Origin of the sequence: Saccharopolyspora gloriosae, from assembly GCF_022828475.1 — a bacterium.
Classification (GTDB): domain Bacteria; phylum Actinomycetota; class Actinomycetes; order Mycobacteriales; family Pseudonocardiaceae; genus Saccharopolyspora_C; species Saccharopolyspora_C gloriosae_A.
Window position 1 is genome coordinate 6,587,345 of the sequence record NZ_CP059557.1, and the last position, 22,166, is coordinate 6,609,510.

A 22,166-nucleotide genomic window follows, 5' to 3' on the forward strand; every position below is an offset into this window, starting at 1 on the left:
GCCGCTCCGCGCAGGCGCCGGGAAGCACCGGCGAACGACGGCGAACGCCCGCAGGGGCGGCCCGGCCGTCCGGGACGGCCCGGTCCCGCACGCCCTGCGGCGCAGGCCGCGGCCGCCGATGCCGAAGAGACCGCGGTGGTCCCCGCCGTTCCCGCCGAGCCGGAGGCCGCCGACGAAGGCACCAAGGTCACCCGCGCTCCCGAGCCGAAGTCCGCGCGTCCCGACAAGGCCGCGGACGAGACCGCCGTCGTCGCCCCGGTCAGCGGTGACGACGAGGACGAGGACGAGCACGACTCGGCGGGCGACAGCGACGAGGTCCGCCAGATCGACGCGACGCTGGCCAGGTTCTCCGCGGTGCACGACCAGATCGCCGTCGAAGAGGACGCCCGCCGCAAGAAGTACTCGTGGCTGTTCGGCATGCGCAAGGAACCCGAACTGGGCCGCGACATGCCGTTCGACTTCGTCGAGGGCCGCGAGGCCGGCTCCTCCCGGATGGACTGGAAGAAGGAGCAGCGCAAGCGCCGCACGATCCGCATCCTCAAGGCGCTCGCGGTGGCGGCCGCGCTGACGATCTTCGTCGCGACCGGGATCGGCTGGAGCGCGAAGGCGTGGGTGGACGCGAAGTTCAAGGACATCGCCGCCCTCGACCCGAACTCCTCGTCCATCAAGGACATCTCGAAGCAGTCCGGTGACCGCAACTTCCTGCTGCTCGGCTCCGACACCCGCGCGGGCTCGACCGCCGCGGACGGAGTCGGCGACACCACCGACGAGCCGGGTGCGCGCGCCGACTCGACGATGATCGCGCACATCCCGGCCGACCGGAGCCGAGTGCTCGTCGTCTCCTTCCCGCGCGACCTCCAGGTCGACATCCCCAGCTGCGAACGCTGGAACCCCGACACCGGCCAGTACACCGGCGAGCAACTCCCGCCGCGCCCGGCCACGAAGCTGAACGAGGCCTACGCGGTCGGCGGTCCGAAGTGCACCACCAAGGTCGTGCAGCAGCTCTCCGGCCTGTCCATGACGAACTTCCTCGGCATCGACTTCCAGGGCTTCAAGTCCATGGTCGACGCGATGCACGGGGTGGACATCTGCTCGGAAATCCCGATCGTGGACCGCAAGCTCGGTGTGGTGCTGCCGAACGCGGGTCAGCAGACCCTCACCGGCACGCAGGCGCTGAACTACGTGCGCGCCCGCTACGTGGAGGGCGATCCCACCTCGGACTACGGCCGGATGCAGCGCCAGCAGTTGTTCCTGTCGTCGCTGCTGCGCAAGGCCATGTCGGGGCAAGTCCTGATGGATCCGCAGAAGCTCGGCGGTTTCGTCGACGCGGTCGCGGCGAACACGTTCGGCGAGAACGTCGGCACCGATCAGCTGCTGGAACTGGGCCGGTCCATGCAGGGCATGGACGCCGACAAGGTCACCTTCATCACGGTGCCGACCACCGGTTACGCCAACGACCAGGGGATGGAAGAGCTCAACCAGGCCGATTCGGCCGCGTTGTTCCGCGCCATCATCGAGGACACGCCGGTGGCGCAGCAGCCACCCGCCCCTCCGGGAAGTGCGGGTGGCGCGGGGCCGGCTTCGACCGCTCCCGCCGCTTTCGGTGCGGGCGCGGCCACCGCGAAGCCTTCCGACGTGCCGGTGCGCGTCGTCAACGCCTCGGGCAAGGACGGTTTGGCCGGTCGCACCGCTGATCAGCTCGGCAACGCCGGTTACGTGGTCTCCGGGTCGGAGACGCTGACGCAGTCGGCGTCGCGGACCGTCGTCCGGCACAGCGCGGCGAACGCGGCGGCGGCACGGCTGCTGGCGTCGGCGGTTCCGGGGGCGACGACGGAGCAGGATCCGGTGGCGGGCGACGAGCTGCGACTGGAGTTGGGCACCGCCTACGACGGTTCGGTGCAGGCGCCGGGAGCGGCTCAGCCGATGCCGAACGATCTCTCGACGGTGAACGCGGGCTCCGACATGTGCGGCTGATGCGGCCTTCCGCCCGGCATCCGGCGGTGTCCGTTTTGCTCCATTTTCGTCTTGTCGGGACGCGACCGTCTCTGATCGGATGGTGAGCCCTGCAATACCACTCGAACGGGGCCATCATGGTCCGTTCACCGCTGATTCACCATCGTGCGTCTTGTCCGATTCTTCCCGGAAGTAAGGTGACCGGCATGCGTGAGGTCTACCAGGAACAGCTCGGCGATCTCGCCGAGGAACTCGCCTCGATGTCGACCATGGTCGGAACGGCGATGGAACGTGCCACGAAGGCGCTGCTGGAGGCCGATCTGACTCTGGCCGAACAGGTCATCGAGGAGGACGTGCACGTCGACGAGGCTCGTGCACGTGCCGAGGAGCAGGCGTTCGGCCTGCTGGCTCTGCAGGCGCCCGTCGCGGGCGATCTGCGCACCGTCATCTCCACCATCCACGCCGCCGAAGACTTGGAGCGCATGGGCGACCTCGCGCTGCACGTCGCGAAGGCGGCTCGCCGCAGACACCCCCAGCCCGTGCTCCCGGAGCCGGTCCAGGACTACTTCGCCGAGATGGGCCGGGTCGCCGTCGACCTGTGCGCCCGCGCCGCCGCGGTGATCCGCTCCAGGGACATCGAGGCCGCCCGCGACCTCGAGGCCGCCGACGACGCCGTGGACGACCTGCACCGGCACCTGTTCACCGTGATGATGCGGCCCGACTGGTCGCACGGTGTGGCCGCCGCCGTCGACGTCACGCTGCTCGGCCGGTTCTACGAGCGGTTCGCCGACCACGCGGTCGCCGTGGGCCGCCGCGTCGTGTTCACCGTGACCGGCAGCATGCCGACCAGCTGACCCGATCAAGCGATGACGCCCGCCGGCCCGTTCCCGGCGGGCGTTGTGCTGTTCGGGGCAGGTCAGAGGCGGTTTCAGCGGGTGATCGGGTGAACGCGGAACAGGACTGATCGGACCCGAAACGGCAACCGAAGTATTAATACTAGGTCTCAGCAGTCGATGACCCGAATGCCGTGTGCGATCGTCATGCCGTGACCAGCAGCGATGAGTCGCGCCCTGACGCCGTCCCGACGGAGGCCGAGGGTGCATAACAGTCCGACCGTGCACCGCCGCCGCCTCGGCGGTGAATTGCGCAAACTGCGCGAGACAGCGGGCCGCACGCACCGCGAGGTCGCCGCCCACCTGGACTGCTCGCAAGGCAAGATCAGCCAGATCGAGCTGGGCCGGGTGCCGGTGCGCACCTCCGACGTGCGGTTGATGGCCGAGTTCTACGGCATCACCGGCGACCGGATCACCGACCTGATCGAACTCGCCCAGGGCTCCAAGGAACGCGGCTGGTGGCAGCGGTATCCGACGACCGCGCAGCGCCCCGGCTTCGAAACGCACCTCGGCTTGGAGACCGCCGCCAAGGCCGTGAGCTGCTTCGGCGCCGATCCCATCCCGGAGCTGCTGCACACCGCGGAGTACAGCGCGGCGCTGTTCGGCACCGAGTTGCACCCGCCCGGCGAATCCGACGGGCAGGAACGGCTCACCGTCACCACCACCCGCCAGCAGCGGCTGCTCGGCAACGAGCCGCTGGAGCTGTGGGCGGTGCTCGACGAGGCCGCGCTGCGCCGCTCGATCGGCGGCCCCGTGGTGATGCGCCAGCAGCTGGAGCACCTGGTGCTGATGGGCTACCGGCGCAACGTGACGATCCAGGTGCTGCCGTTCGGGCACGGCGGTCATCCGCTGATGGGCGAACGGATCTCGGTGTTCTCGTTCCCCGACGAGGCCGACCCGCAGGTCGTGCACGTGGGCGACACCGCGGGCTCCCGCTTCCTGGACAAGCCCGCAGACACCGGGGACTACCTGACCGCCTTCGAACGGGTCTGCGGCATCGCCCTGCCCCCGAAGGACTCCAGCGCCTTCATCTCAGCCGTCGCGGACGACTGGAAGGCGTAACCGAGATCGCCACGGCAAAGAGCCCGCCCCGGAAATCCAGGGCGGGCTCTGCTCGAAACTCCTGCGGTGTGGTTTTGTTCGGTGTCTTGTCAGCGGCGAAGCCGATGAGCAGTGACCAGCTAGAGCAAGACGACCACCGGCGGGTTCTCAGCGGCTTCCTCGCGAGGACAGCCATTTCGCTGTGTAGGGAGCTACATGAGAAATGGATCCCGCAGCGAGGAAGCCGCTGAGGTTCCGCTGAGCGACCAGCTACGCAGGCCGTTCAAAGGAGCGTCAGCCGAAGCGGCCCGAGATGTAGTCCTCGGTCGCTTTTTGACTGGGGTTGGAGAAGATCCGGCCGGTCTCGTCGATCTCGACGAGTTCGCCCGGCTCGCCCACGGCCCGCAGGTTGAAGAACGCGGTCTGGTCGCTGACCCGCGCCGCCTGCTGCATGTTGTGGGTGACGATGACGATCGTGTACTCCTGCTTCAGCGTGGAGATCAGGTCCTCGATCGCCAGCGTGGAGATCGGGTCCAGCGCCGAGCACGGCTCGTCCATCAGCAGCACGTCCGGCTCCACCGCGATAGCGCGGGCGATGCACAGCCGCTGCTGCTGACCGCCGGAGAGGCCGCCGCCGGGCTTGCCCAGCCGGTCCTTGACCTCTTCCCACAGGTTCGCGCCGCGCAGCGCCCGCTCGGCGACCTCGTCGAGGCGCTTCTTGTTCTTCTCCCCGGCGAGCTTCAGCCCCGCCACCACGTTGTCCCGGATGGACATCGTGGGGAACGGGTTCGGCCGCTGGAACACCATGCCGATGGTGCGGCGGACCTGCACCGGGTCGACCTGGGCGCCGTAGATGTCCTCGCCGTCGATGAGCACCTTGCCCTCGACGCGAGCACCGGCGATGACTTCGTGCATCCGGTTCAGCGAACGCAGCACGGTCGACTTGCCACAGCCCGAGGGGCCGATGAACGCGGTGACGCTGCGAGCCGGAACCTGCAAGGTCACGTCCTGCACGGCGTGGAACTTGCCGTAGTACAGGTTGAGGTCCTTGATATCGAGACGCTTGGCCATGAAAACCGCCCTACTTGGTCTTGACGGCGAACAGCCTCGACAGCAGCGACGCAGCGAGGTTGATCAGCATGATGACGAGAACGAGGGTGAGCGCGGCGCCCCAGACGCGGTAGTCGCCCGCTTCGGTGCCGGTGCTGCGCTCGGTGTAGATGACCAGCGGCAACGAGGCCAGGCCGCCTTCGAAGATGTTGAAGCTGATGGCCTTCGCGTAGCCCACCAGGATCAGCAGCGGCGCCGTTTCGCCGAGCACTCGCGCCAAGCCCAGCATGACGCCGGTCAGGATGCCGGACAGCGCGGTCGGCAGGACGATCTTGACGATCGTCTTCCACTTCGGCACGCCCAGCGCGTAGGAGGCTTCGCGCAGTTCGTCCGGGACGATCAGCAGCATCGTCTCGGTGACTCGCACGACCACCGGAACCATCAGCAGCACCAGGGACAGCGCCACCGCGAAGCCACTGCGGTTGAAGCCGAACGTGGTGATCCACAGCGCGTAGATGAACAGGCCAGCCACGATCGAGGGCAGGCCGCTGAGGATGTCCACGGTGAACGTGGCGACCTTCGCGAAGCGGGAGTCCCGCCCGTACTCGATCAGGTAGATGCCGACGAGCACGCCCAGCGGCACCGAGATGAGCGCGCACACGAGGCCTTCGAGCAGGGTCCCCATCAGCGCGTGGTAGATGCCGCCGTTGAAGTCGTTCGCGGTCAGCCCGTTGAACGAGTGGCTCCACCAGTCCGCCTTCAGCAGCGGCGCGAGACCTTTCTGCAGCAGCGTGAACAGCACCCACAGCAGCGGGATCACGGCGATCACGAACGCCGCCCCGAACAGCGTGGTCGCCGCGCCGTTCTTCACCTTCCGCCCGAACCCGAGCGGCTGGAACGCCGGTGTCGCGGCGGGCCGTTCCACGTCAGCGGTGTCCGTTCTCATGCTTTCCCCTTACCGCTGGCGCTCTCGATCCACCGGGCGATCGCGTTCACCGCGAAGGTGAGCACGAACAGCACCAGACCGGCCGAGATGTAGGCGCCGACCTGCATGTCGTTGACGAACTCCGCGGATCCGAGCGCGATCTTCGAGGCGAAGGTCGCGCCGGCGTCGAAGATGCTGAAGTTCGGGCCGACGTTCACGCCGCTGAGGATGATCGTCAGCGCGACGGTCTCACCCAGGGCGCGTCCGAGCCCGAGCATCGAACCGCCGATGAAGCCGTTGCGGCCGAACGGCCACACCGTGGTGCGCACGACCTCCCACCGGGTCGCGCCGAGCGCCTGGGCGCCTTCGATGTGCGCGGTGGGGGTGCGCTGGAAGACCTCGCGGGTGACGCCGGTGATCGTCGGCAGGATCATCACGGCCAGCACGATCCCGGCGGTGAAGATGTTCGAACCGCTGTCGGCGCGCACGTTGCCGTCGGCGAAGATCGGCACCCAGCCCAGGTTGGTGTTCAGCCAGGATGCGAACGGGTTGAGCACCGGCGCGAGCGCCACCACACCCCACAGGCCGTAGACCACGGAGGGCACCGCGGCCAGCAGGTCGACGATGTAAGCGAACGGCCGCGCCAGCGAACGCGGCGCGTACTGGGTCAGGAACAGCGCGATGCCGCAGGAGACCGGCATCGCGATCACCAGCGCCACCAGCGAGCTGGCCACCGTGACCCAGGCCAGGTCGGTGATGCCGAAACTCAGGTTGTTCGGGTCGCTGGTGTCCCACACCCGGCTGAACAGGAAGTTCACCTGGTTGGCCTGCAACGACGGGAACGCCCGCAGCAGCAGGAAGATTCCGACCGCCGCGATCAGCGCAACGATGAAGATCCCGGAGCCGGTGGCCAGGGACTGGAATACGCGATCACCGGCGCGGACGACCTTCTTCGGTGCGTCCGCCGCGGGTGCTTCGGGAGCGGAAATGGGGTCCTCCGGTCCGGAACTGGACGCCGGAACGCCCCGACGGGCGCCGGTGTCGTCACCGGTGCCCGCGGGGCGTTGGTCGGCTCGGGTCGAGTCGGTCACTGCGGTTCGCAGCCTCTCACTTCGGGGAGTGCGCCGAGGTTCAGCATCAGGAGATGGCGTTGACCGCGGTCAGCACCTTGTCCTTGAATTCCTGCGGCAGCGGCACATAACCGGCTTCTTCGAGCTCGGTCGGGTTGGCGTTCGCGGCGACGGTCAGCGCGGCCTTGACGCCCTTGGCGGTCTCCGGCTCGTAGCCCTTCGAGCAGACGATCTCGTAGGTGTTGAGCACGACCGGGTAGGCGCCGGGGCTCTTGTTGCCGTAGATCGAGTCGAGGTCGACGCGCAGGTCGTTGCCCTCACCTTCGATCTTCGCCTGGTTGATGACATTGCCGACGTTGGCGGTGTTGAGCTCCACCGGACCCGCGCCGCTGTCGATCTTGGCAATGCCGAGGCCGAGGTTCTTCGGGTAGGACCACTCGACGTAGCTGAGGCCGCCGGGCGTGGTGTTGGTGGCCTGGGAGACCTGGTCGCTGCCTTCCTTGCCCTGGCCGACGCCGGGGCCGCCCTGGAACTGCTTGCCCTCGCCGGTCCACGCGCCGTTGGTGGCGGTCTTCAGGTACTTCTGGAAGTTGTCCGAGGTACCGGACTCCTCCGAGCGGTAGAACGGCACGATGTCGAGGTCCGGCAGCTGCTTGCCCGGGTTGAGCGCCGCGACCGCCGGGTCGTTCCAGTTCTTGATCTCGCCCTGGTAGATCTTGCCGATCACCTCGGCGTTCAGCGTCAGGTCGTCGACGCCGGGGATGTTGTAGGCCATCGCGATCGGCCCGAAGACCATCGGGACGTTCCAGGCCGGGTTGCCCTGGCAACGCTCGGCGGCCCGGGCGACCTCGCCGTCCTCCTCGTCCAGCGGCGAGTCGGAACCACCGAAGTCGATCTGGCCCGCGAGGAAGGACGAGACGCCCTTGCCGGAACCGGACTTGGTGTAGTTGAGCTCCTGGCCAGGGCACTTGGCGCTGTAGTCGCGAGCGAACACGTCCATGGCGTTCTTCTGCGCGGAGGATCCCTCGGAGGTGACCGGCTCGGTGCCGCACTCCACGTTCAGGTCCGTCAGCGCGGGGTTGACGTTCTCCGGGCTGACGTTCTGGTCGCTTCCGCAGGCCGACAGCACGAGCGTGCCGGCCGCGAGGAAGCTCAGCGCGGCACTGTGGCGCTTGATCTTCACTTCTGTTCCTCCAGATCAGGGAAACACCGTGGACGCGGCACGCTGCCGCTCGCCCCACGAACGCTAAGCAGCGGGAGTGGACTGACGCCGTGCAGAAAGTGAACGAGGAGTGAACATGGCACGCTTAGTAAGCAGCGCCACGTTCCAACGGGTGACGCGCAACCTATCCGTGACCTCTCCGTTCGCAATCAGTGATCCATTCGCCCGGTTCGACTCAGCGCCCGAACTGCACGTCGATGTCCGTTCGCTCGAAGCCCAACCGCTGGTAGACCTTGATCGCCGGAGCGTTGTCGCCCTCCACGTAGAGCAGTACCCAGGAGCAGCCGACCCGGTGCAAATACCGCAATCCGGCCATGGTCAACGACTTCCCCAAGCCATTACCCTGCGTGTCCGGATCAACGCCGACGACATAGACCTCGCCCTCGCCGCCGGGGTGCACCTTCGTCCAGTGGAAGCCGAGCAATCGATCCCGCGCGTCCACTGCGAGCAGGAACCCGGCCGCGTCGAACCAGTCCTCGCTCTCCTTCTCCCGCAGATCCGCCTCGCTCATCGCGCCCTGCTCCGGATGCCACTGGAACGCACGGTGATTGACCCGGACCACTTCGGCCTCGTCCGCACCGGGGCGGAACGCACGGATCGTCACCGACTCCGGCAGCGCCGGTTCCGGCGGTTCCGCGTCGGCGAGCCGCACTCCCATCCGCCACAACTCGCGCGGCCGGGCGAAACCGAACCGCTCCGCCAGCCGCAGCGCGCCCGGATGCTCCCCGTGCGACCACACCCGCAACCTGCCGGTGTCGCCGTCGGGTCTCGACGGGAGGTCGGCGCGTTCCAGCAGCGCCTCGATCAGCCGGGTCCCGACGCCGCGGCGGCGGTGCTCGGGATGCACGGCGAGCTCCGCGACGAGCGGCTCGCCCGGTTCGCCTGCGGCATCGAGATGGGCGTAGCCGAGCAGGGCGTCCGCGGCGTCGCGCACCACGAAGTGCTCCGAACGCACGTCCGCCTGCACCGGTTCGATCTGCTGCGCCACATCGCGGTGCGCCCGCAGCCGCAAGATCACGTGCTCACCGGCGGGAGCGACCCCGTCGGCCTGCTCCGCCGCGCCGAGCAGCGCCATCACCTCGGCCACCTCGGCCTTGTCCAGTCCGTTTCGCCACGTCAGCTGCACGAAGCAGACGTTACCGATCCACCACCCCGACGCGACACATGACGAAGTCGATAGAAGTCCGAACGCGGACGCGGCTGGGGAGAGCACCGGCCCGCCGCATCAGAGCTCCGGCGGTCGCGTGTGACGGCGGCTTCATCGTTCGGGGGCTTGTCAGCGGCGAAGCCGCTGAGCAGTGACCACGTGAGCAGACCCGACCACCTCGCGAGGACAGGCCCAGTAGGGAGCTGCTTGAAAATGGGAACCCGCAGCGAGAAGGCCGCTGAGGTTCAGCTACCCGAGCCGCTCCGCGGCAAGACCGGCGCTCAGCTGTGCGAGGCGATGATCGCTTCCGCTTCGGCGACGGCGGTCGCCTCGGTGCGCGGCTGCGCCTGGCCGGGGCGGGACGGGCGGACGAACTTGTAGCCGACGTTGCGCACGGTCCCGATCATCGAGTCGTACTCGGCGCCGAGCTTGGCGCGCAGCCGGCGCACGTGCACGTCGACCGTGCGGGTGCCGCCGAAGAAGTCGTAGCCCCACACCTCCTGGAGCAGCTGCGCGCGGGTGAACACCCGGCCTGCGTGCTGCGCCAAGTACTTGAGCAGCTCGAACTCCTTGTAGGTGAGTTCCAGCGCCCGACCCTTCAGCCGCGCCGTGTAGGTCGCCTCCTCGATGACCAGATCACCGACCGACAGCGAACCGTCCGAAGCCGCGCTCTCACTGGTGCGGCGGGTAGTGAGCAGCCGCATCCGGGCGTCCACCTCGGCCGGGCCGCTGGTCGGCAGCAGGATGTCGTCCACGCCCCACTCGGCGCTGATCGTGACGAGACCGCCCTCGTTCACGATGGCGATCACCGGGGCATCGCCGGAGGCGAGCACGCGACACAAGTCCCGTGCGCCCGCCAGATCGGTGCGGGCGTCGACGAGCACCACGTCGTGGGTTCCGGCGGAGAGGATGGCTCCGGGGTCGGGAGGCAGCACGCGCACCCGGTGCGGCAGCAGGGCCAGTGCGGGCAGTGCTGATTCGCCGTTCTGGTCGCTGGTCAACAGCAGCAGTTCGGAACTCATGCGGGGGCCTCCCGTTCCCAGGGCCATCACCGAAGCGGCTGGCTCGCGAAGGCCGCTCGGCCAGCGCGTGGGCCGGACGACCCGGCTTCGTTGCCTGTGGATGCCAAGCAGAATAACCCTGATGAGTGCGAAAACCCCAGGTGAAGCCGACGGCATCACAATTGTGAACGAGCCGCGAAGCCACGTTACGTCCACGTTTCGACCACGCCCGATCACGCTGACCGCAGCCGACGGAGTCCGGCTCCGCGGCCTCTACCACGGCTCTCCGCACGGCTCTGACCTGGCGTTCGCCGTGGGTCACGGCTTCACCAACCACATCCGCAAACCGGCCGTGCTCGGAGTGCTTCGGCGACTCGCCGTGCACGGTTCGGTGCTGGCCGTGGACTTCCGCGGGCATGGCCGCTCCGCCGGATTCAGCTCGGTCGGACCAACCGAGGTCCAGGACATCGCAGCGGCGTTGACCCGGCTGCGAGAGATCGGTCACCGGCGGATCGTCACGATCGGATTCTCGCTCGGCGGCTCGGTGGTGCTGCGTCACGCGGCCTTGGCCGAACCGGCGCAGCGACCGGACGCGATGATCTCGGTGAGCGGCCCGGCGCGCTGGTGGGTCCGCGACACTCCGGCGATGCGCCGGGTGCACTGGCTGCTGTAGCAGCCGCACGGGCGGTGGGCGGCGCGGCTGCTCGGGGTGCGGCTCGGCGGCGCGTGGCCGGAGGTGCCCGCTTCGCCGATCGAGCTGGCTCCGCGGCTCGCGCCGACCCCGACGCTGCTGGTGCACGGCACCGCGGACCACTACTTCCCGGTGGCCGACGCGGAGGCGCTGCACGCGGCCGCGGGCGGTGAGCTGTGGCTGGAACCGGGCATGCGGCACGCGGAGAGCGCCACCGGCCCGGACCTCGTCGACCGGATGGCGGCCTGGGCGCACGCCGCCGTACCGGTCCGATGATCAGGTGGCTCGCCGGACGGGCCGCTCGATGACGCTTGTTGCAGAACACACCTGTCGGCCGCGGGCGGTCAAGTGCGAAGGTGAACCGGATCAACCTCGCCACCTCGACCCCGATTTCCAAGACCCCGACAGAACGGACCGCTCGCGGTGAAGAAGCTCGTCGTCACCCTCGTCATCGTCCTCGGCCTGCTGGTGGTCGCCGACTACGGTGCGGCGTCGGTCGCCGAGTACCAGGTGTCGCAGAAGGTCCGCGAGCAGCTGAAGCTCGAGGAGGACCCGTCGGTGCGGGTGCACGGGTTCCCGTTCCTCGCCCAGGCCGTCGCCGGGGACTACCAGGACGTGGAACTCGCCGCGAAGGCCGTCAAGGTCGGCAGGCTCAGCGAACTCGGCGTCGAAGCGAACCTCCGGCACGCCCGGGTCGCGCTCGGCGACGTGATCGGGGGCAAGGCCGACGAGATCAAGGTCGACGAGCTGGCCGGGCGGGTGAAGCTCAAGGCCTCCGACGTGGGCCGCTACATCGGCATCACGGACCTGACGATCAACCCGGCGCCCAAGGACGCGCTCGACGAGCCGGCCGACGGCAACGACGGCTCCGGCAGCACCGCCGACACCGGGACCGGGGCGAGCGACCCGAGCCGGGCCACGGTCGCGCTCGACGGCTCCATCGACATCGCGGGCAACAACGTGCGGGTCAAGGTCATCGCGGTGCTGTCCCTGCTCAACGGCCAGATCACCATCGAGCCGAAGAAGCTGGACATCGCCGATCAGGCGCTCTCCGAGATCCCGCTGGGCGATGTGTTCGAGCAGTCGATCCTGCAGCAGTTCACCACCACCATCGATCCCGGCGTGCTGCCGTTCTCCGTCACGCCCACCGCGGTCCGGGTGGAACGGGGTGCGCTGGTCATGGAGGGCGAGGCGCAGGACGTCACGATCGGCGCGAACGGGGTGACCACGGGATGACCGGTTGGCTCGTGCTGCTCGTCGTCGTCGCGGCGACCCTCGTGTTCGGAGTGGTCTGGCGGTCCCGCGAAGGCCGGGTGCGCCCGGCCGTGACGACCGCCTCGCACGGTGACGGCGAGTCGACGGGCGAAACCGGGAAGACCGGCGAGCCGGCGAGCGTTGCACCGGACGTGCCCGATCAACTTCCCGACGGCCTGCGCGCCCGCCTCGGCGACCTCGACGGAACCGGGGTGACGCTGCTGCAGCTGTCCAGCACGTTCTGCGCGCCCTGCAGGCACACCCGGATCCTGCTGGCCGACATGGCGGAACGCACCGAGGGCATGCGGCACGTCGAGGTCGACCTCACCGATCACCCGGAGTGGTCCACGCCGCTGCGCGTCCACCGCACGCCCACCACGCTCGCGCTGGACGGTGCGGGCCGCGAGCTGTTCCGCGTCGGCGGAGTGCCCCGCCGCGACGAGCTCACCGCCGCGTTGCGGGTGCACCTGCCGTGAACGCGGGCGCGGGTATCCGGATGCTGGGAAACCTGACACCCCGGACCTCGGCGGTCGACGGCGACGGTGCCCGGTTCATCACCCACAGCATCTCTGAGCTGCTTCTTAGCCACCCCGCTACCGCCGACCGGCGTGCGCGATCCGTCTCACCCAGTGAACGTTCTTCCCGCCGATCGGTCCAGACGGGTACCCTCCGACCCGTGCATGTACTGCTGACCAGAAGGCGCGCGGTGGATCTCTGCCGCGTGGGCAGCAGCCTGTGTCCCAGGCACTGACCGGGCGGTAGGACGGATGCCCGTGGCGCTCGCAAGGAAATCCTCCTGCGCAGAAGCCCGCATCCAGCGCCGCCGGACGGACCGGACCATCAACCGGTCCACCAGATCCGGTCCACCCAGTCGGTACCGCTACGGAGGATGCTCATGCCCGCCACTCTCGACCCGCGTGGAGTCCGCTTCACCGCCGCCATCACCAGCGTGATCCTGGCCGTCGGCCTGGTCACCGGAAGCTGGCGGGTGCTGGCGGCGCAAACGGTCTTATTCGCACTGTGCGCTTTCGTCGGCATGGGCCTCAACCCCTGGGGAGCGTTGTACCGCTCCACCGTGGCGCCGAGGCTGCAACCGGTCCCGGAGTCCGAGCGGGAGGACCCGGCGCCGGTGCGCTTCTCCCAGGGGGTCGGCTTCGTATTCGCGGTGATCGCCACCGCCGGATACGCCCTGGAGTGGACCACGCTCGGCATGGTGGCGAACGCGTTCGCACTGGCCGCGGCACTGCTGAACGCGGCGTTCGGCTACTGCCTCGGCTGCCAGCTGTACCTGGTGCTGCGCCGGGTCGTCCCGGCGAAGCAGGCCCACACCGGGTGAGTCCACAACACACGTGCAAGGAACAAGAACAAGAAGGAGTCGCTCGATGAGCCGTGCAGAGGTCCTGGTCTCCACCGATTGGGCCGAACAGAACCTGAACACCGACAAGGTCGTGTTCGCTGAGGTGGACGAGGACACGACCGCCTACGACGGCGGCCACATCCCCGGCGCCATCAAGCTGGACTGGCGCAACGACCTGCAGGATCACGTGCGCCGCGACTTCGTCAGCCGGGCGGGCTTCGAGAAGCTGCTCTCGGCCAAGGGCATCTCCAACGACGACACGGTGATCCTCTACGGCGGCAACAACAACTGGTTCGCCGCGTACGCCTACTGGTACTTCAAGCTCTACGGCCACCAGGACGTGAAGCTGCTCGACGGTGGGCGCAAGAAGTGGGAGCTCGACGGCCGCCAGCTCGTCAAGGACGAGCCGAACCGCGCGGCCACCAGCTACCAGGCTCAGGAGCCCGACACCTCGATCCGCGCGTTCCGCGACGAGGTCGTCGACGCCATCGGCGCCCAGAACCTGGTGGACGTGCGCTCTCCCGACGAGTTCGCGGGCAAGCTGGTCGCGCCCGCGCACCTGCCGCAGGAGTCGGCGCAGCGCGCCGGGCACATCCCGCAGGCCGTGAACGTCCCGTGGAGCAAGACCGCCAACGAGGACGGCACCTTCAAGTCCGACGAGGACCTCAAGAAGATCTACGCCGAGGCCGGCTTGGACGACTCGAAGGACACCATCGCCTACTGCCGCATCGGGGAGCGCTCGTCGCACAGCTGGTTCGTGCTGCGTGAGCTGCTCGGGCACGCCAACGTCAAGAACTACGACGGTTCCTGGACCGAGTACGGCTCGCTGGTGGGCGTTCCGGTCGAGAACCCGAGCCAACAGGGAGCGTGAACATGAGCCTGGACGGATGCGGTGCGCCGCAGCAGACTTCGACCGCCGTCGCCGAGGACACCGATCAGATCGTCGTGACCGGCAAGGTGCGTTCCGGTGCGGCGCCGGTCGGCGGCGCGTTCGTGCGGCTGCTGGACGCGACGGGTGAGTTCACCGCGGAGGTCGTGTCCTCCGCGGAGGGCGACTTCCGGTTCTACGCCGCGCCCGGATCGTGGACGGTGCGCGCGCTGCACCGCGACGGCAAGGGCCAGGCGGACGTCTCCGCCTCCGGACCGGGCGTCCACCCCGTGGACATCGCCGTGGCTTGATCCTCGCGGTGGGATCTGCGCGGGTGTCCGGGTAGCGGAACCTCAGGTGCTGCCTCGCTGCGGGATCGATTTCCCAAGTGGCTCCGCCACGAGGGAGATTGCTGTCCTCGCGAGGAAGCACCTGAGAACCCGCCGGTGGTCATCTTGCTCTGGTGGTCGCTGCTCAGCGGCTTCGCCGCTGACAAGACACGGATGAGAGACCGCTCGCAGGAGTCCTCAGCGCAGAAGGGCCGGTACCTGATCGGGTACCGGCCCTTCTGCTCGCTCAGATGTTGCGGGAGCGGAGGAGGGCGAAGGCTCGTTCGTCGCGGTCGGGGCGGGCGGGTTCGGAGCCCTCTTCGCAGCCGACGGTGACGAACTCGACGATCTCCCAGCCGGTGCGCTCGAACAGCCGCTTCAGCCCGGTCTCGGAGAAGATCCAGAAGTTGGTGGCGTCGTTGTTCGCCTCCACCGGGTCCAGCAGGTAGGCGACCGGCTGATCCCGCAGCGGCGTTCCGTCCGGCGCCTGCCGTGCGACGCGGGTGGACAGGAAGCACAGGTCGGCCCGCCGGGCGAGCGCTTCCAGCACGTAGAACGGGTTCTTCAGGTGGTAGAGCAACCCGAGGAAGAACACCGCCCCGTACCGCTCGGCGGGTAGCGCGAACTGCGAGTCCAAGTCGATCTCGTGCACCTGCACCGAGGAGGACAGCTCCTCGACCAGCCGGCGCGCGGCGCGCAGTCCGTTGAAGTTCGTCGGCGGGTTGTCGATCACGTCGACCCGGCAGCCCAGTTCGTGCTCCAGGAAGAACCCGAAGTCGCCGTCGGCGGCACCGATGTCCGCGATCCGGCTGCCCGCGAGGGTGTCGAACACCGACCGCTGCGGCCCGGACAGCAGCCGGTCCAGGTGGAAGATGTTCGCCATCGTGTCGTACGGGTACCAGTCGAACTCGGCGGGCGCGAGCTTGTCCTTGCGCGCGAGCAGATCCTCGCGGAAGGCCAGCGCGTGTTCGCGCAGCGTGTCGAAATCGGTCATGTGGCCCGGTTCCCCCTGCTCTGGCTGTCTCGTGCTCAGGAATCATGCCCGACGCCACACTCCACGGGACGCTCGCGGTGGTTATCCTTTGCGCGTGGAACTCATACCTTTCCTGCACTACGGCCTCGTCACGCTGCTCGCGATCGCCACCGTCATGGTTCTCTGGTTCGCCGGTTACGTGTTGTACCGCCTGTACAACGACTGACCCGCGAGGCTTGCCACCCTGGTGGCGCGGGTAATCTGCGAACGATGACTGCGACGTCCAACCAGCCGGAGCCCGGTAGCGGCGACGCGGCCGTGCAGGCCGCCGCCGAGCGTGCCGAGGTCACCCGCGAACGCAACGTGCCGACCTTCGACGACCTGCCCGGTGTCGGCGACACCGCGAACCTCCGCGAAGGCCCTGATCTGCACAGCGCTTGCCTGATGCTGCTGCCGCTGGTCGGCGTGTGGCGCGGCGAGGGCGAGGCGGCGCACCCGTCGCAGGACGAGAGCTATCGCTTCCTGCAGCAGGTCACCTTCGCCCACGACGGGCGCCCGTTCCTGTACTACGAGAGCCGGGCGTGGCGACTCGACGGCGAGGGCGGCTCGGTGGTGGGTCCCGCGTTCCGCGAGGTCGGCTGGTGGCGGCCGCAGCCGGACGACACGATCGAACTGCTGCTGGTGCACAGCACCGGTGTTTCGGAGATGTTCTTCGGGCAGCCGCGGAACAAGACGACGTGGGAGCTGTCCACGGACGCGGTGATCCGCACTCCCACCGCCGATGACGCGACGGCCGCGAGCCGGCTCTACGGCGTGGTCGACGGTTCGCTGGCCTACGTCGAAGAGCGCGCCACTTCGGAGCACGAGCTCCAGCCCCGCCTTTCCGCGAAGCTGGACCGCATCGTCGGCTGACCTTCCGGCCCCGCGACCTCCAGTGAGATCGCGGGGCCGGTTGCTCAGTAGAGGGATTCGTAGAGGCCGGTGAGTTCCCGGTGCAGCTCCGGGTCCGCCTTGAGCGGGGTGCCGTCGAGGGTGTGCACCGGCGTGATCAGCCGGACGCTGGAGGTCATCCACACGCCGTCAGCGGTGCGCAGTTCCTCCTGGTCGAAGGACTCGACCTTCGTTTCCCAACCGGCCTTCTCCGCCGCCCGGAACAGGGCGCCCTGCGTGGTGCCGGGCAGGATGCCGGTGCTCGGCGGCGGCGTGATCAGCGTCCGGCCGCGAGCCAGCACCACCGCCGACGTGGGGCCTTCCAGCACCGAACCGTCGGTGGCCGTGAAGATCACTTCGTCGGCGCCGCGGCGTTCCGCTTCGCGCAGCGCGGCCATGTTCACCGCGTACGACAGGGTCTTCGCCGACAGCAGCAGCCACGGCGCGCGGTCCTTGATGTCCGGGGCGAACCCGCGCTCGAGAGTGACCGCGACCAAGCCGTCGCGGCGTTTGCGCAGCGTCTCGGGACCGACCGGGGAGCCGATGGCGAAGCCGGTGGGCGTGCCGTCGCCGCCGTCGATGCCCCGGCTGCAGACGAGCTTGAGGGCCATCTCGCGGTAGGTGTCCCACGGCCACCCGTCGATCACGGCTTGCGCGGCGCGCTCCCACACGGCCCGCGCCGGTGTCGGAATGTCCAGCTGCGCGCCGGAGCGCTCCAGCCGGTCCAGGTGCGGCCCCATTTCACGGGGTTCCCGCGCCACCACCAAGATCGTTTCGAAAACTCCGTCTCCCCGGGTGACCGACAGATCGTCGGCCCGCATCAACGGCGCCTCCGGATCGGCCAACGTCCCGTCCAACAAAGCCAGTACACGCATACCCGCACACTAAGCGCCCGCGTCCGACCGCGTCCCGCACGGTAGCCCCCCCTGCCTGCACCAAAGCGACCAACGAAGCAACCTTGCTCCCCAGCGAAGCCATGCCCTGGGCGGGCGAAGCCACGCCTGCCTCGCGGCCGAAGGCCGTGCCTCGCGGCGAAGCCGTGCAGTGGGCGGGCGAAGCCACGCCTGCTTTGCGGCGATAGCCGTGCCTGTATGTGCGAAGCACATAGCCCACGTCAAGAAGCCGACCACCCGCGGGTTCTCAGTTGGTCTCTCGCGAGGACAGCTTTTTCCCTCGTGGCGGAGCCACTAGGGAAAAAGATCCCGCAGCGAGAGACCAACTGAGGTTCCGCCACCCGACCCCCCAAGCAAAACGACAGGTCGTCCACGCAAGAAGCAGTAAGGCATACGATCGGGGTGGCAAGCCCCGTCCGAGCACAGGAGCCAGCAGTGGGTGAGAAGGGATCGCTGCGCACCACACTGCACCGGCATGGAATGCGGGTCACTCCGCAACGCCAGCTGGTGCTCGACGCCGTGCGCGAACTCGGCCACGCCACCCCGGAGCAGGTGCGCCGTCGGGTGCAGGGCACCGCGCACACGGTGAACATCACCACCATCTACCGTGCGCTGGACGTGCTCGAGGACATCGGGTTGGTGCGCCACACCCATCTCGGGCACGGCGCTCCGACGTACTCGGCGGATGAGCACGAACACGTACACCTGGTCTGCCACCGGTGCGGGGAGATCGACGAGGTGCCGTGCGATCTGCTGGGCGACCTCACGGAGCTGCTGCGGCGGCGACGCGGGTTCGAACTGGACGCCACGCACTTGGCGTTGTCGGGAACGTGCCGCGGCTGCCGCGGCCCCGAGGACGCCGACCATCTGGAGCGCGCGGTCGAGGAGACACGATGAACTCACCCCTGCTGGAGCTGCCTGGAGCCGTCGCCGCTCCGGAGGAGGCCTCGCTGGACGCCTCACTGGACGTGGGCGTGGCGTGGCATTTCGGCGATCCGTTCGCCGAGCAGCGATCGGCGACGCGCGCCGCGGTGGTGGTGGACCGATCGCACCGCAAGATCATCGCGATTCCCGGCGAGGAGCGGCTGAGCTGGCTGCACCTGGTGCTTTCGCAGCACCTCACGGAGTTGCCGGACGGCCAGGGCACCGAGGCGCTGGTGCTCAACAGCCAGGGCCACATCGACTGCCACGCGATGGTCGCGCATCACGAGGGCGTGGTGTACCTGGACACCGAGGCGGCGGCGCAGGCCTCCAGCGCGCTGCCCACGATGGGGGTGGACGGCAAGCAGTCGCTGCTGGAGTACCTGGATGCGATGCGGTTCTGGTCGAAGGTCGAACCGCGCGACGCCTCCGATGAGTTCGCGCTGCTGAGCGTGCTCGGCCCGGACGCGACGGAGTTGCTCGGCAAGGCGGGCGTGAGCTCGGTGCCGACTGGTCGGTACGAGGTCGTCGGCCTGCCCGGCGGTGGTTTCGCGCGGGCAGTGCCGTTCCGCGGGCTGTACACGGTGGACTTGGTGGTGCCGCGGGATTCGCTGGTGGACTGGTGGACGCGGTTGACCGACGCGGGCGTGCGCCCGGCGGGCACGATGGCCTACGAGGCGCTGCGCGTGGAGGCCCTGCGGCCGCGGGTCGGCGTGGACACCGACGAGCGGGCCATTCCGCACGAGATGGGCTGGATCCACACCGCCGCGCACGTCGCGAAGGGCTGCTACCGGGGCCAGGAGACGGTGGCGAAGGTGCACAACGTGGGCAAGCCGCCGCGGCGCATGGTGCTGCTGCACTTGGACGGCTCGGTGGAGATCCGGCCGGAGACCGGCGATCCGGTGTGGCACGGGGAGCGCAAGGTCGGTCGGGTCGGGTCGGTGGTGCTGCACCACGAGCTGGGACCGGTGGTGCTGGCGCTGCTGAAGCGGACCGCGCCGGTAGACGTGGAACTCGTCGCGGGCGACGCCGAGCAGGACCGGGCGGTCGCGGCGGCCGTCGACCCGGACTCGGTGCCGCCGGACACCGGCGAACCGCCGGGACGCATCGCGGCCCAGGGGCTTCGCGGGCGTTGATCTCTCGCCGGTCCGAAGCGCCCGGGTGGCGAGCTCCTCCGCGTGACCACTCTGGGTGATATCGAACCCGCTGGTCACTCGTCCGATATGCTTTTGACGGATCGGAACAACTGCGCGCCGCCATGGATGTGCCAAGATCACCCCCATGACAGGGTCGCCGGAATCGACCGGCACGGTGCTCGCCGTCGCCCCGGAGGGCGCGTCCGGGTCGGTCGCGCAGTTCGTCCAGTCCGCCGCCGGGTGCGCGCGGGTCGGCGCGGCCGTCGTCGATCTGGCGCCGGTGCCGGGAATTCCGCTCGATGAGCTGGTTTCGACGGTGCGGGAGCAGACGGGTCTGCTCGTGCGGGTCGCCGCCACCGAATCCACGACGGTGCCGGAACTGCTGGCATGCGGCGCGCACGCCTTGAGCTGCCCGCTGGACGCCCCACCGGACTTCCTGCGGGAGCTGCGCGCGGGCGCACCGGATCGCGGGACGGCCGTCCACTTCGAGGCCCGCACATCGGCCGATCTGGACGTGCTGCGCGAGATTCCCGATCCGGCGCACGTGATCCTCGTGTTCGGCCCGGACGATTCCGGCACCGTCCCCGCGTTTGCATCCGCAATGGAGCTGGTGCCGCCGGGAACCGGATGCACCGCCGCCGGCGTCGGACCCGCGGGACTGCCGGTGTTGCTCACAGCGCTGGCGGCGGGAGCGCACGTCCGAATCGGACGCTCCGACACTCCCGACTACGCCCCGGGAACCCCGGCCCGGGACGACGCTCAACTGGTGGCCAGGGCCGCAGGCGTTGCCAAGATCGCGCAACGCGCGCCGCTTCCCCCGGCTCAGGCCGCCGCGGTACTCGGGATCAAGACGTGATGCGGGGGCACTTGCAGGACATGCACACTGGACGCACTAGCCGCGCCGGCCGTAACGATGCCGCCTGGGCATCGGGTGCCGGTGGGCACGATCGACGGAGGATGGGCACGTGATCGAAGTCCGCCCCGGTGGGCGCCGCCGGATCGACCGGGTGCTGGCCCCGGAGTACGCCGACGGGATCGAGCAGCTCGAGTTGGGCGAGGTCCGTGGACTGCGGGATGAGGCCGCGCAGGAGGAGACCGACCTGTCGTACCTGCGCCGCATGCTGCACGCGCGGATCGACATCGTGCGCGCCGAGCAGCGCAGGCGCTCCGAGAACGGCTCCGCCTCGGTCGTGGAGCAGCTGGTGAACATCCTGTCCGACAACGCCGTCGGCCCGGCCACGGGTTCCGGGCGCTACCAGACCACGGAGCCGTCGCGGGCCGAAGCGCACCGCAGGCACGTGGAGGCGCTGGTGTCGGACGTGGACCTGTCGAACGTGATGTCGCTGTCCGACGCCAAGTTGGACACCGCGCTCGCCGCTTACACCTCGGAAGAGGACTCGGTTTCGCAGCGCCGTCGCGAGGTGCAGGCCGTGGTGGACCTGTTCAACGCCGAGATCGCCCGCCGGTACCGGGAGGGCGCCGCTTCGGTGGACGACCTGCTGGCGGCCGAGCGGGATCGCGCGTGACCGCTCCGGTTCCGCTCGTCGAGCTCGTGCGCGGCGGACTGCGCGAAGGCGTGCACTTCGGCTCGGCGGTGCTGCTGGACGTCGACGGTTCGGTGTTGCGCTCCGCCGGGGACGTGGCCTCGCCGATGTTCCCGCGCTCCACGGTGAAGCCCGCGCAGGCGCTGGCGATGCTGCGCGCCGGTCTGGAACTGCCCGACAACGCCGATCTCGCCCTGGGCGCGGCCTCGCACAACGGGGAACCGGGCCACATCGAACGAGCGGCGGCGATCTTGCGGCGGCACGGTCTGAGCGAGGGTGCGCTGCGGTGCCCGCCGGACCAGCCGGGACACGAGCCGACGCGGGAGCGGTGGCTGGCGGACGGCACCGGACGCAGCAGGCTCGCGATGAACTGCTCGGGCAAGCACGCGGCGATGCTGGCCACCTGCGTGCAGCTCGGCTGGCCCGTGGAGGACTACCTGGATCCGCAGCACCCGCTGCAACTCGGCGCCAGGGAGACGATCTCCGAACTCTCCGGGGACCGGATCGAAACGACCACCGTGGACGGCTGCGGGGCGCCGCTGTTCGCGATCTCGCTGACCGGACTGGCGCGGCTGTTCCGCGGCATGGTCACCGCGGGCGGCGCGGCCGGGCGGGTCGCGGACGCGATGCGGACGCATCCCTGGCTGGTCGCCGGTACCGATCGGGACGACACCGAGCTGATGACCGTGGTGCCCGGGCTGCTGTCGAAGATCGGCGCGGAGGGTGTGCTCGCGCTCGCGCTGCCGGACGGCCGAGCGGCCGCGGTGAAGATCAGCGACGGGGCTTCCCGAGCCAGGGGGCCGGTGGCGATCGAGGTGCTGCGCGCCTTCGGCGTGGACATCACCGGGGGGCGGTTGAAGGGCATCGCCGAGCAGCCGTTGCTCGGCGGGGAGAAAGAGGTCGGCGTCCTCCGCGTCGTCCCCGGCGCCCTGGCCTGAGCGTCCGCCTCGTCCCGTGCGCGGGGCGGG

The 22,166-nt window shown here is 69.2% G+C and carries 24 protein-coding genes; 16 read left to right on the forward strand and 8 right to left on the reverse strand.

Annotated elements, in window-relative coordinates; all coding sequences use genetic code 11:
* The first annotated feature begins 135 nt into the window (after nt 1-135).
* The 3 genes from H2Q94_RS29100 (at nt 136) to H2Q94_RS29110 (ending at nt 3,908) form a co-directional block, all read left to right on the forward strand.
* Nucleotides 136-1,974 (forward strand): LCP family protein, encoded by a 1,839-nt coding sequence (locus H2Q94_RS29100; protein WP_243790316.1) that lies wholly within the window; start codon nt 136-138, stop codon nt 1,972-1,974.
* A gap of 185 nt (nt 1,975-2,159) precedes the next feature.
* Complete coding sequence (gene phoU, locus H2Q94_RS29105) at nt 2,160-2,807, forward strand: phosphate signaling complex protein PhoU (RefSeq protein WP_243790317.1); 648 nt, start codon at nt 2,160-2,162, stop codon at nt 2,805-2,807.
* Between the two features lie 243 nt (nt 2,808-3,050).
* Nucleotides 3,051-3,908, forward strand: a complete 858-nt coding sequence (locus H2Q94_RS29110; protein ID WP_243790318.1) for a helix-turn-helix domain-containing protein — start codon at nt 3,051-3,053, stop codon at nt 3,906-3,908.
* 273 nt (nt 3,909-4,181) lie between these two features.
* Here H2Q94_RS29110 and pstB read toward each other — a convergent pair whose 3' ends face one another.
* The 6 genes from pstB to H2Q94_RS29140 all read right to left on the reverse strand — a co-directional run bounded on the left by pstB (nt 4,182) and on the right by H2Q94_RS29140 (nt 10,323).
* On the reverse strand, nt 4,182-4,958 hold the full coding sequence (gene pstB, locus H2Q94_RS29115; RefSeq protein ID WP_243790319.1) for a phosphate ABC transporter ATP-binding protein PstB: 777 nt from the start codon (nt 4,956-4,958) through the stop codon (nt 4,182-4,184).
* A gap of 10 nt (nt 4,959-4,968) precedes the next feature.
* On the reverse strand, nt 4,969-5,883 hold the full coding sequence (pstA, locus tag H2Q94_RS29120) for a phosphate ABC transporter permease PstA (RefSeq protein WP_243790320.1): 915 nt from the start codon (nt 5,881-5,883) through the stop codon (nt 4,969-4,971).
* A complete protein-coding gene (pstC, locus tag H2Q94_RS29125; RefSeq protein WP_243795979.1) occupies nt 5,880-6,851 on the reverse strand; it encodes a phosphate ABC transporter permease subunit PstC in 972 nt (323 codons plus the stop codon). Before pstC ends, pstA begins: the two co-directional genes overlap by 4 nt.
* Before the next feature lie 148 nt (nt 6,852-6,999).
* Nucleotides 7,000-8,115 carry a phosphate ABC transporter substrate-binding protein PstS gene (gene pstS / locus H2Q94_RS29130; RefSeq protein WP_243790321.1) on the reverse strand — a complete coding sequence of 372 codons (1,116 nt, stop codon included), beginning with the start codon at nt 8,113-8,115 and terminating at the stop codon, nt 7,000-7,002.
* Nucleotides 8,116-8,329: 214 nt separating this feature from the next.
* Entirely contained in the window at nt 8,330-9,280 is a 951-nt protein-coding gene (gene mshD, locus H2Q94_RS29135; RefSeq protein ID WP_397545393.1) for a mycothiol synthase, read from the reverse strand.
* A gap of 302 nt (nt 9,281-9,582) precedes the next feature.
* Nucleotides 9,583-10,323: a winged helix-turn-helix transcriptional regulator gene (locus H2Q94_RS29140; protein WP_243790322.1), complete on the reverse strand. Its 741-nt coding sequence runs from the start codon at nt 10,321-10,323 to the stop codon at nt 9,583-9,585.
* Between the two features lie 121 nt (nt 10,324-10,444).
* Here H2Q94_RS29140 and H2Q94_RS29145 point away from each other — a divergent pair, with 121 nt between their 5' ends.
* The 7 genes from H2Q94_RS29145 (at nt 10,445) to H2Q94_RS29175 (ending at nt 14,783) form a co-directional block, all read left to right on the forward strand.
* Nucleotides 10,445-10,975 carry an alpha/beta hydrolase gene (locus H2Q94_RS29145; RefSeq protein ID WP_243790323.1) on the forward strand — a complete coding sequence of 177 codons (531 nt, stop codon included), beginning with the start codon at nt 10,445-10,447 and terminating at the stop codon, nt 10,973-10,975.
* Between the two features lie 36 nt (nt 10,976-11,011).
* On the forward strand, nt 11,012-11,269 hold the full coding sequence (locus H2Q94_RS29150) for an alpha/beta hydrolase (RefSeq protein WP_243790324.1): 258 nt from the start codon (nt 11,012-11,014) through the stop codon (nt 11,267-11,269).
* A 147-nt stretch (nt 11,270-11,416) separates the two neighbouring features.
* Nucleotides 11,417-12,229 (forward strand): LmeA family phospholipid-binding protein, encoded by an 813-nt coding sequence (locus H2Q94_RS29155; RefSeq protein WP_243790325.1) that lies wholly within the window; start codon nt 11,417-11,419, stop codon nt 12,227-12,229.
* Nucleotides 12,226-12,723: a TlpA family protein disulfide reductase gene (locus H2Q94_RS29160; protein ID WP_243790326.1), complete on the forward strand. Its 498-nt coding sequence runs from the start codon at nt 12,226-12,228 to the stop codon at nt 12,721-12,723. Before H2Q94_RS29155 ends, H2Q94_RS29160 begins: the two co-directional genes overlap by 4 nt.
* Nucleotides 12,724-13,136: 413 nt before the next feature.
* Entirely contained in the window at nt 13,137-13,583 is a 447-nt protein-coding gene (locus H2Q94_RS29165; protein ID WP_243790327.1) for a DUF4395 domain-containing protein, read from the forward strand.
* A gap of 46 nt (nt 13,584-13,629) precedes the next feature.
* Nucleotides 13,630-14,475, forward strand: a complete 846-nt coding sequence (locus H2Q94_RS29170) for a sulfurtransferase (protein WP_243790328.1) — start codon at nt 13,630-13,632, stop codon at nt 14,473-14,475.
* Between the two features lie 2 nt (nt 14,476-14,477).
* Complete coding sequence (locus tag H2Q94_RS29175; protein ID WP_243790329.1) at nt 14,478-14,783, forward strand: DUF1416 domain-containing protein; 306 nt, start codon at nt 14,478-14,480, stop codon at nt 14,781-14,783.
* 265 nt (nt 14,784-15,048) lie between these two features.
* On the opposite strand, the gene H2Q94_RS29180 is transcribed toward H2Q94_RS29175, so the two are convergent.
* Entirely contained in the window at nt 15,049-15,795 is a 747-nt protein-coding gene (locus H2Q94_RS29180) for a methyltransferase domain-containing protein (RefSeq protein ID WP_243790330.1), read from the reverse strand.
* A 249-nt stretch (nt 15,796-16,044) separates the two neighbouring features.
* Here H2Q94_RS29180 and H2Q94_RS29185 point away from each other — a divergent pair, with 249 nt between their 5' ends.
* Entirely contained in the window at nt 16,045-16,686 is a 642-nt protein-coding gene (locus tag H2Q94_RS29185) for a heme-binding beta-barrel domain-containing protein (RefSeq protein WP_243790331.1), read from the forward strand.
* A gap of 44 nt (nt 16,687-16,730) precedes the next feature.
* Here the strand turns inward: H2Q94_RS29185 and H2Q94_RS29190 are convergent, their stop codons facing one another.
* Nucleotides 16,731-17,579 carry an aminodeoxychorismate lyase gene (locus tag H2Q94_RS29190; protein WP_243790332.1) on the reverse strand — a complete coding sequence of 283 codons (849 nt, stop codon included), beginning with the start codon at nt 17,577-17,579 and terminating at the stop codon, nt 16,731-16,733.
* Between the two features lie 453 nt (nt 17,580-18,032).
* Here H2Q94_RS29190 and H2Q94_RS29195 point away from each other — a divergent pair, with 453 nt between their 5' ends.
* The 5 genes from H2Q94_RS29195 (at nt 18,033) to H2Q94_RS29215 (ending at nt 22,136) form a co-directional block, all read left to right on the forward strand.
* Complete coding sequence (locus H2Q94_RS29195; protein ID WP_243790333.1) at nt 18,033-18,494, forward strand: Fur family transcriptional regulator; 462 nt, start codon at nt 18,033-18,035, stop codon at nt 18,492-18,494.
* Nucleotides 18,491-19,654 (forward strand): CAF17-like 4Fe-4S cluster assembly/insertion protein YgfZ, encoded by a 1,164-nt coding sequence (ygfZ, locus tag H2Q94_RS29200; RefSeq protein ID WP_243790334.1) that lies wholly within the window; start codon nt 18,491-18,493, stop codon nt 19,652-19,654. Before H2Q94_RS29195 ends, ygfZ begins: the two co-directional genes overlap by 4 nt.
* Before the next feature lie 145 nt (nt 19,655-19,799).
* On the forward strand, nt 19,800-20,510 hold the full coding sequence (locus H2Q94_RS29205) for a 3-keto-5-aminohexanoate cleavage protein (protein ID WP_243790335.1): 711 nt from the start codon (nt 19,800-19,802) through the stop codon (nt 20,508-20,510).
* A 109-nt stretch (nt 20,511-20,619) separates the two neighbouring features.
* Nucleotides 20,620-21,180 (forward strand): RsiG family protein, encoded by a 561-nt coding sequence (locus H2Q94_RS29210; protein ID WP_243790336.1) that lies wholly within the window; start codon nt 20,620-20,622, stop codon nt 21,178-21,180.
* On the forward strand, nt 21,177-22,136 hold the full coding sequence (locus H2Q94_RS29215) for an asparaginase (protein ID WP_243790337.1): 960 nt from the start codon (nt 21,177-21,179) through the stop codon (nt 22,134-22,136). The genes H2Q94_RS29210 and H2Q94_RS29215 overlap by 4 nt, the downstream gene beginning before the upstream one ends.
* Nucleotides 22,137-22,166 lie beyond the last annotated feature (30 nt).

Excerpts from the sequence above, each read along its gene's own strand:
- phoU (WP_243790317.1), top strand. The coding sequence starts at position 2,160 with ATGCGTGAGGTCTACCAGGAACAGCTCGGCGATCTCGCCGAGGAACTC.
- pstB (WP_243790319.1), bottom strand. The coding sequence starts at position 4,958 with ATGGCCAAGCGTCTCGATATCAAGGACCTCAACCTGTACTACGGCAAG.
- pstA (WP_243790320.1), bottom strand. The coding sequence starts at position 5,883 with ATGAGAACGGACACCGCTGACGTGGAACGGCCCGCCGCGACACCGGCG.
- H2Q94_RS29140 (WP_243790322.1), bottom strand. The coding sequence starts at position 10,323 with ATGAGTTCCGAACTGCTGCTGTTGACCAGCGACCAGAACGGCGAATCA.
- H2Q94_RS29145 (WP_243790323.1), top strand. The coding sequence starts at position 10,445 with ATGAGTGCGAAAACCCCAGGTGAAGCCGACGGCATCACAATTGTGAAC.
- H2Q94_RS29160 (WP_243790326.1), top strand. The coding sequence starts at position 12,226 with ATGACCGGTTGGCTCGTGCTGCTCGTCGTCGTCGCGGCGACCCTCGTG.
- H2Q94_RS29165 (WP_243790327.1), top strand. The coding sequence starts at position 13,137 with ATGCTCATGCCCGCCACTCTCGACCCGCGTGGAGTCCGCTTCACCGCC.
- H2Q94_RS29170 (WP_243790328.1), top strand. The coding sequence starts at position 13,630 with ATGAGCCGTGCAGAGGTCCTGGTCTCCACCGATTGGGCCGAACAGAAC.
- H2Q94_RS29175 (WP_243790329.1), top strand. The coding sequence starts at position 14,478 with ATGAGCCTGGACGGATGCGGTGCGCCGCAGCAGACTTCGACCGCCGTC.
- H2Q94_RS29180 (WP_243790330.1), bottom strand. The coding sequence starts at position 15,795 with ATGACCGATTTCGACACGCTGCGCGAACACGCGCTGGCCTTCCGCGAG.
- H2Q94_RS29185 (WP_243790331.1), top strand. The coding sequence starts at position 16,045 with ATGACTGCGACGTCCAACCAGCCGGAGCCCGGTAGCGGCGACGCGGCC.
- H2Q94_RS29190 (WP_243790332.1), bottom strand. The coding sequence starts at position 17,579 with ATGCGTGTACTGGCTTTGTTGGACGGGACGTTGGCCGATCCGGAGGCG.
- ygfZ (WP_243790334.1), top strand. The coding sequence starts at position 18,491 with ATGAACTCACCCCTGCTGGAGCTGCCTGGAGCCGTCGCCGCTCCGGAG.
- H2Q94_RS29205 (WP_243790335.1), top strand. The coding sequence starts at position 19,800 with ATGACAGGGTCGCCGGAATCGACCGGCACGGTGCTCGCCGTCGCCCCG.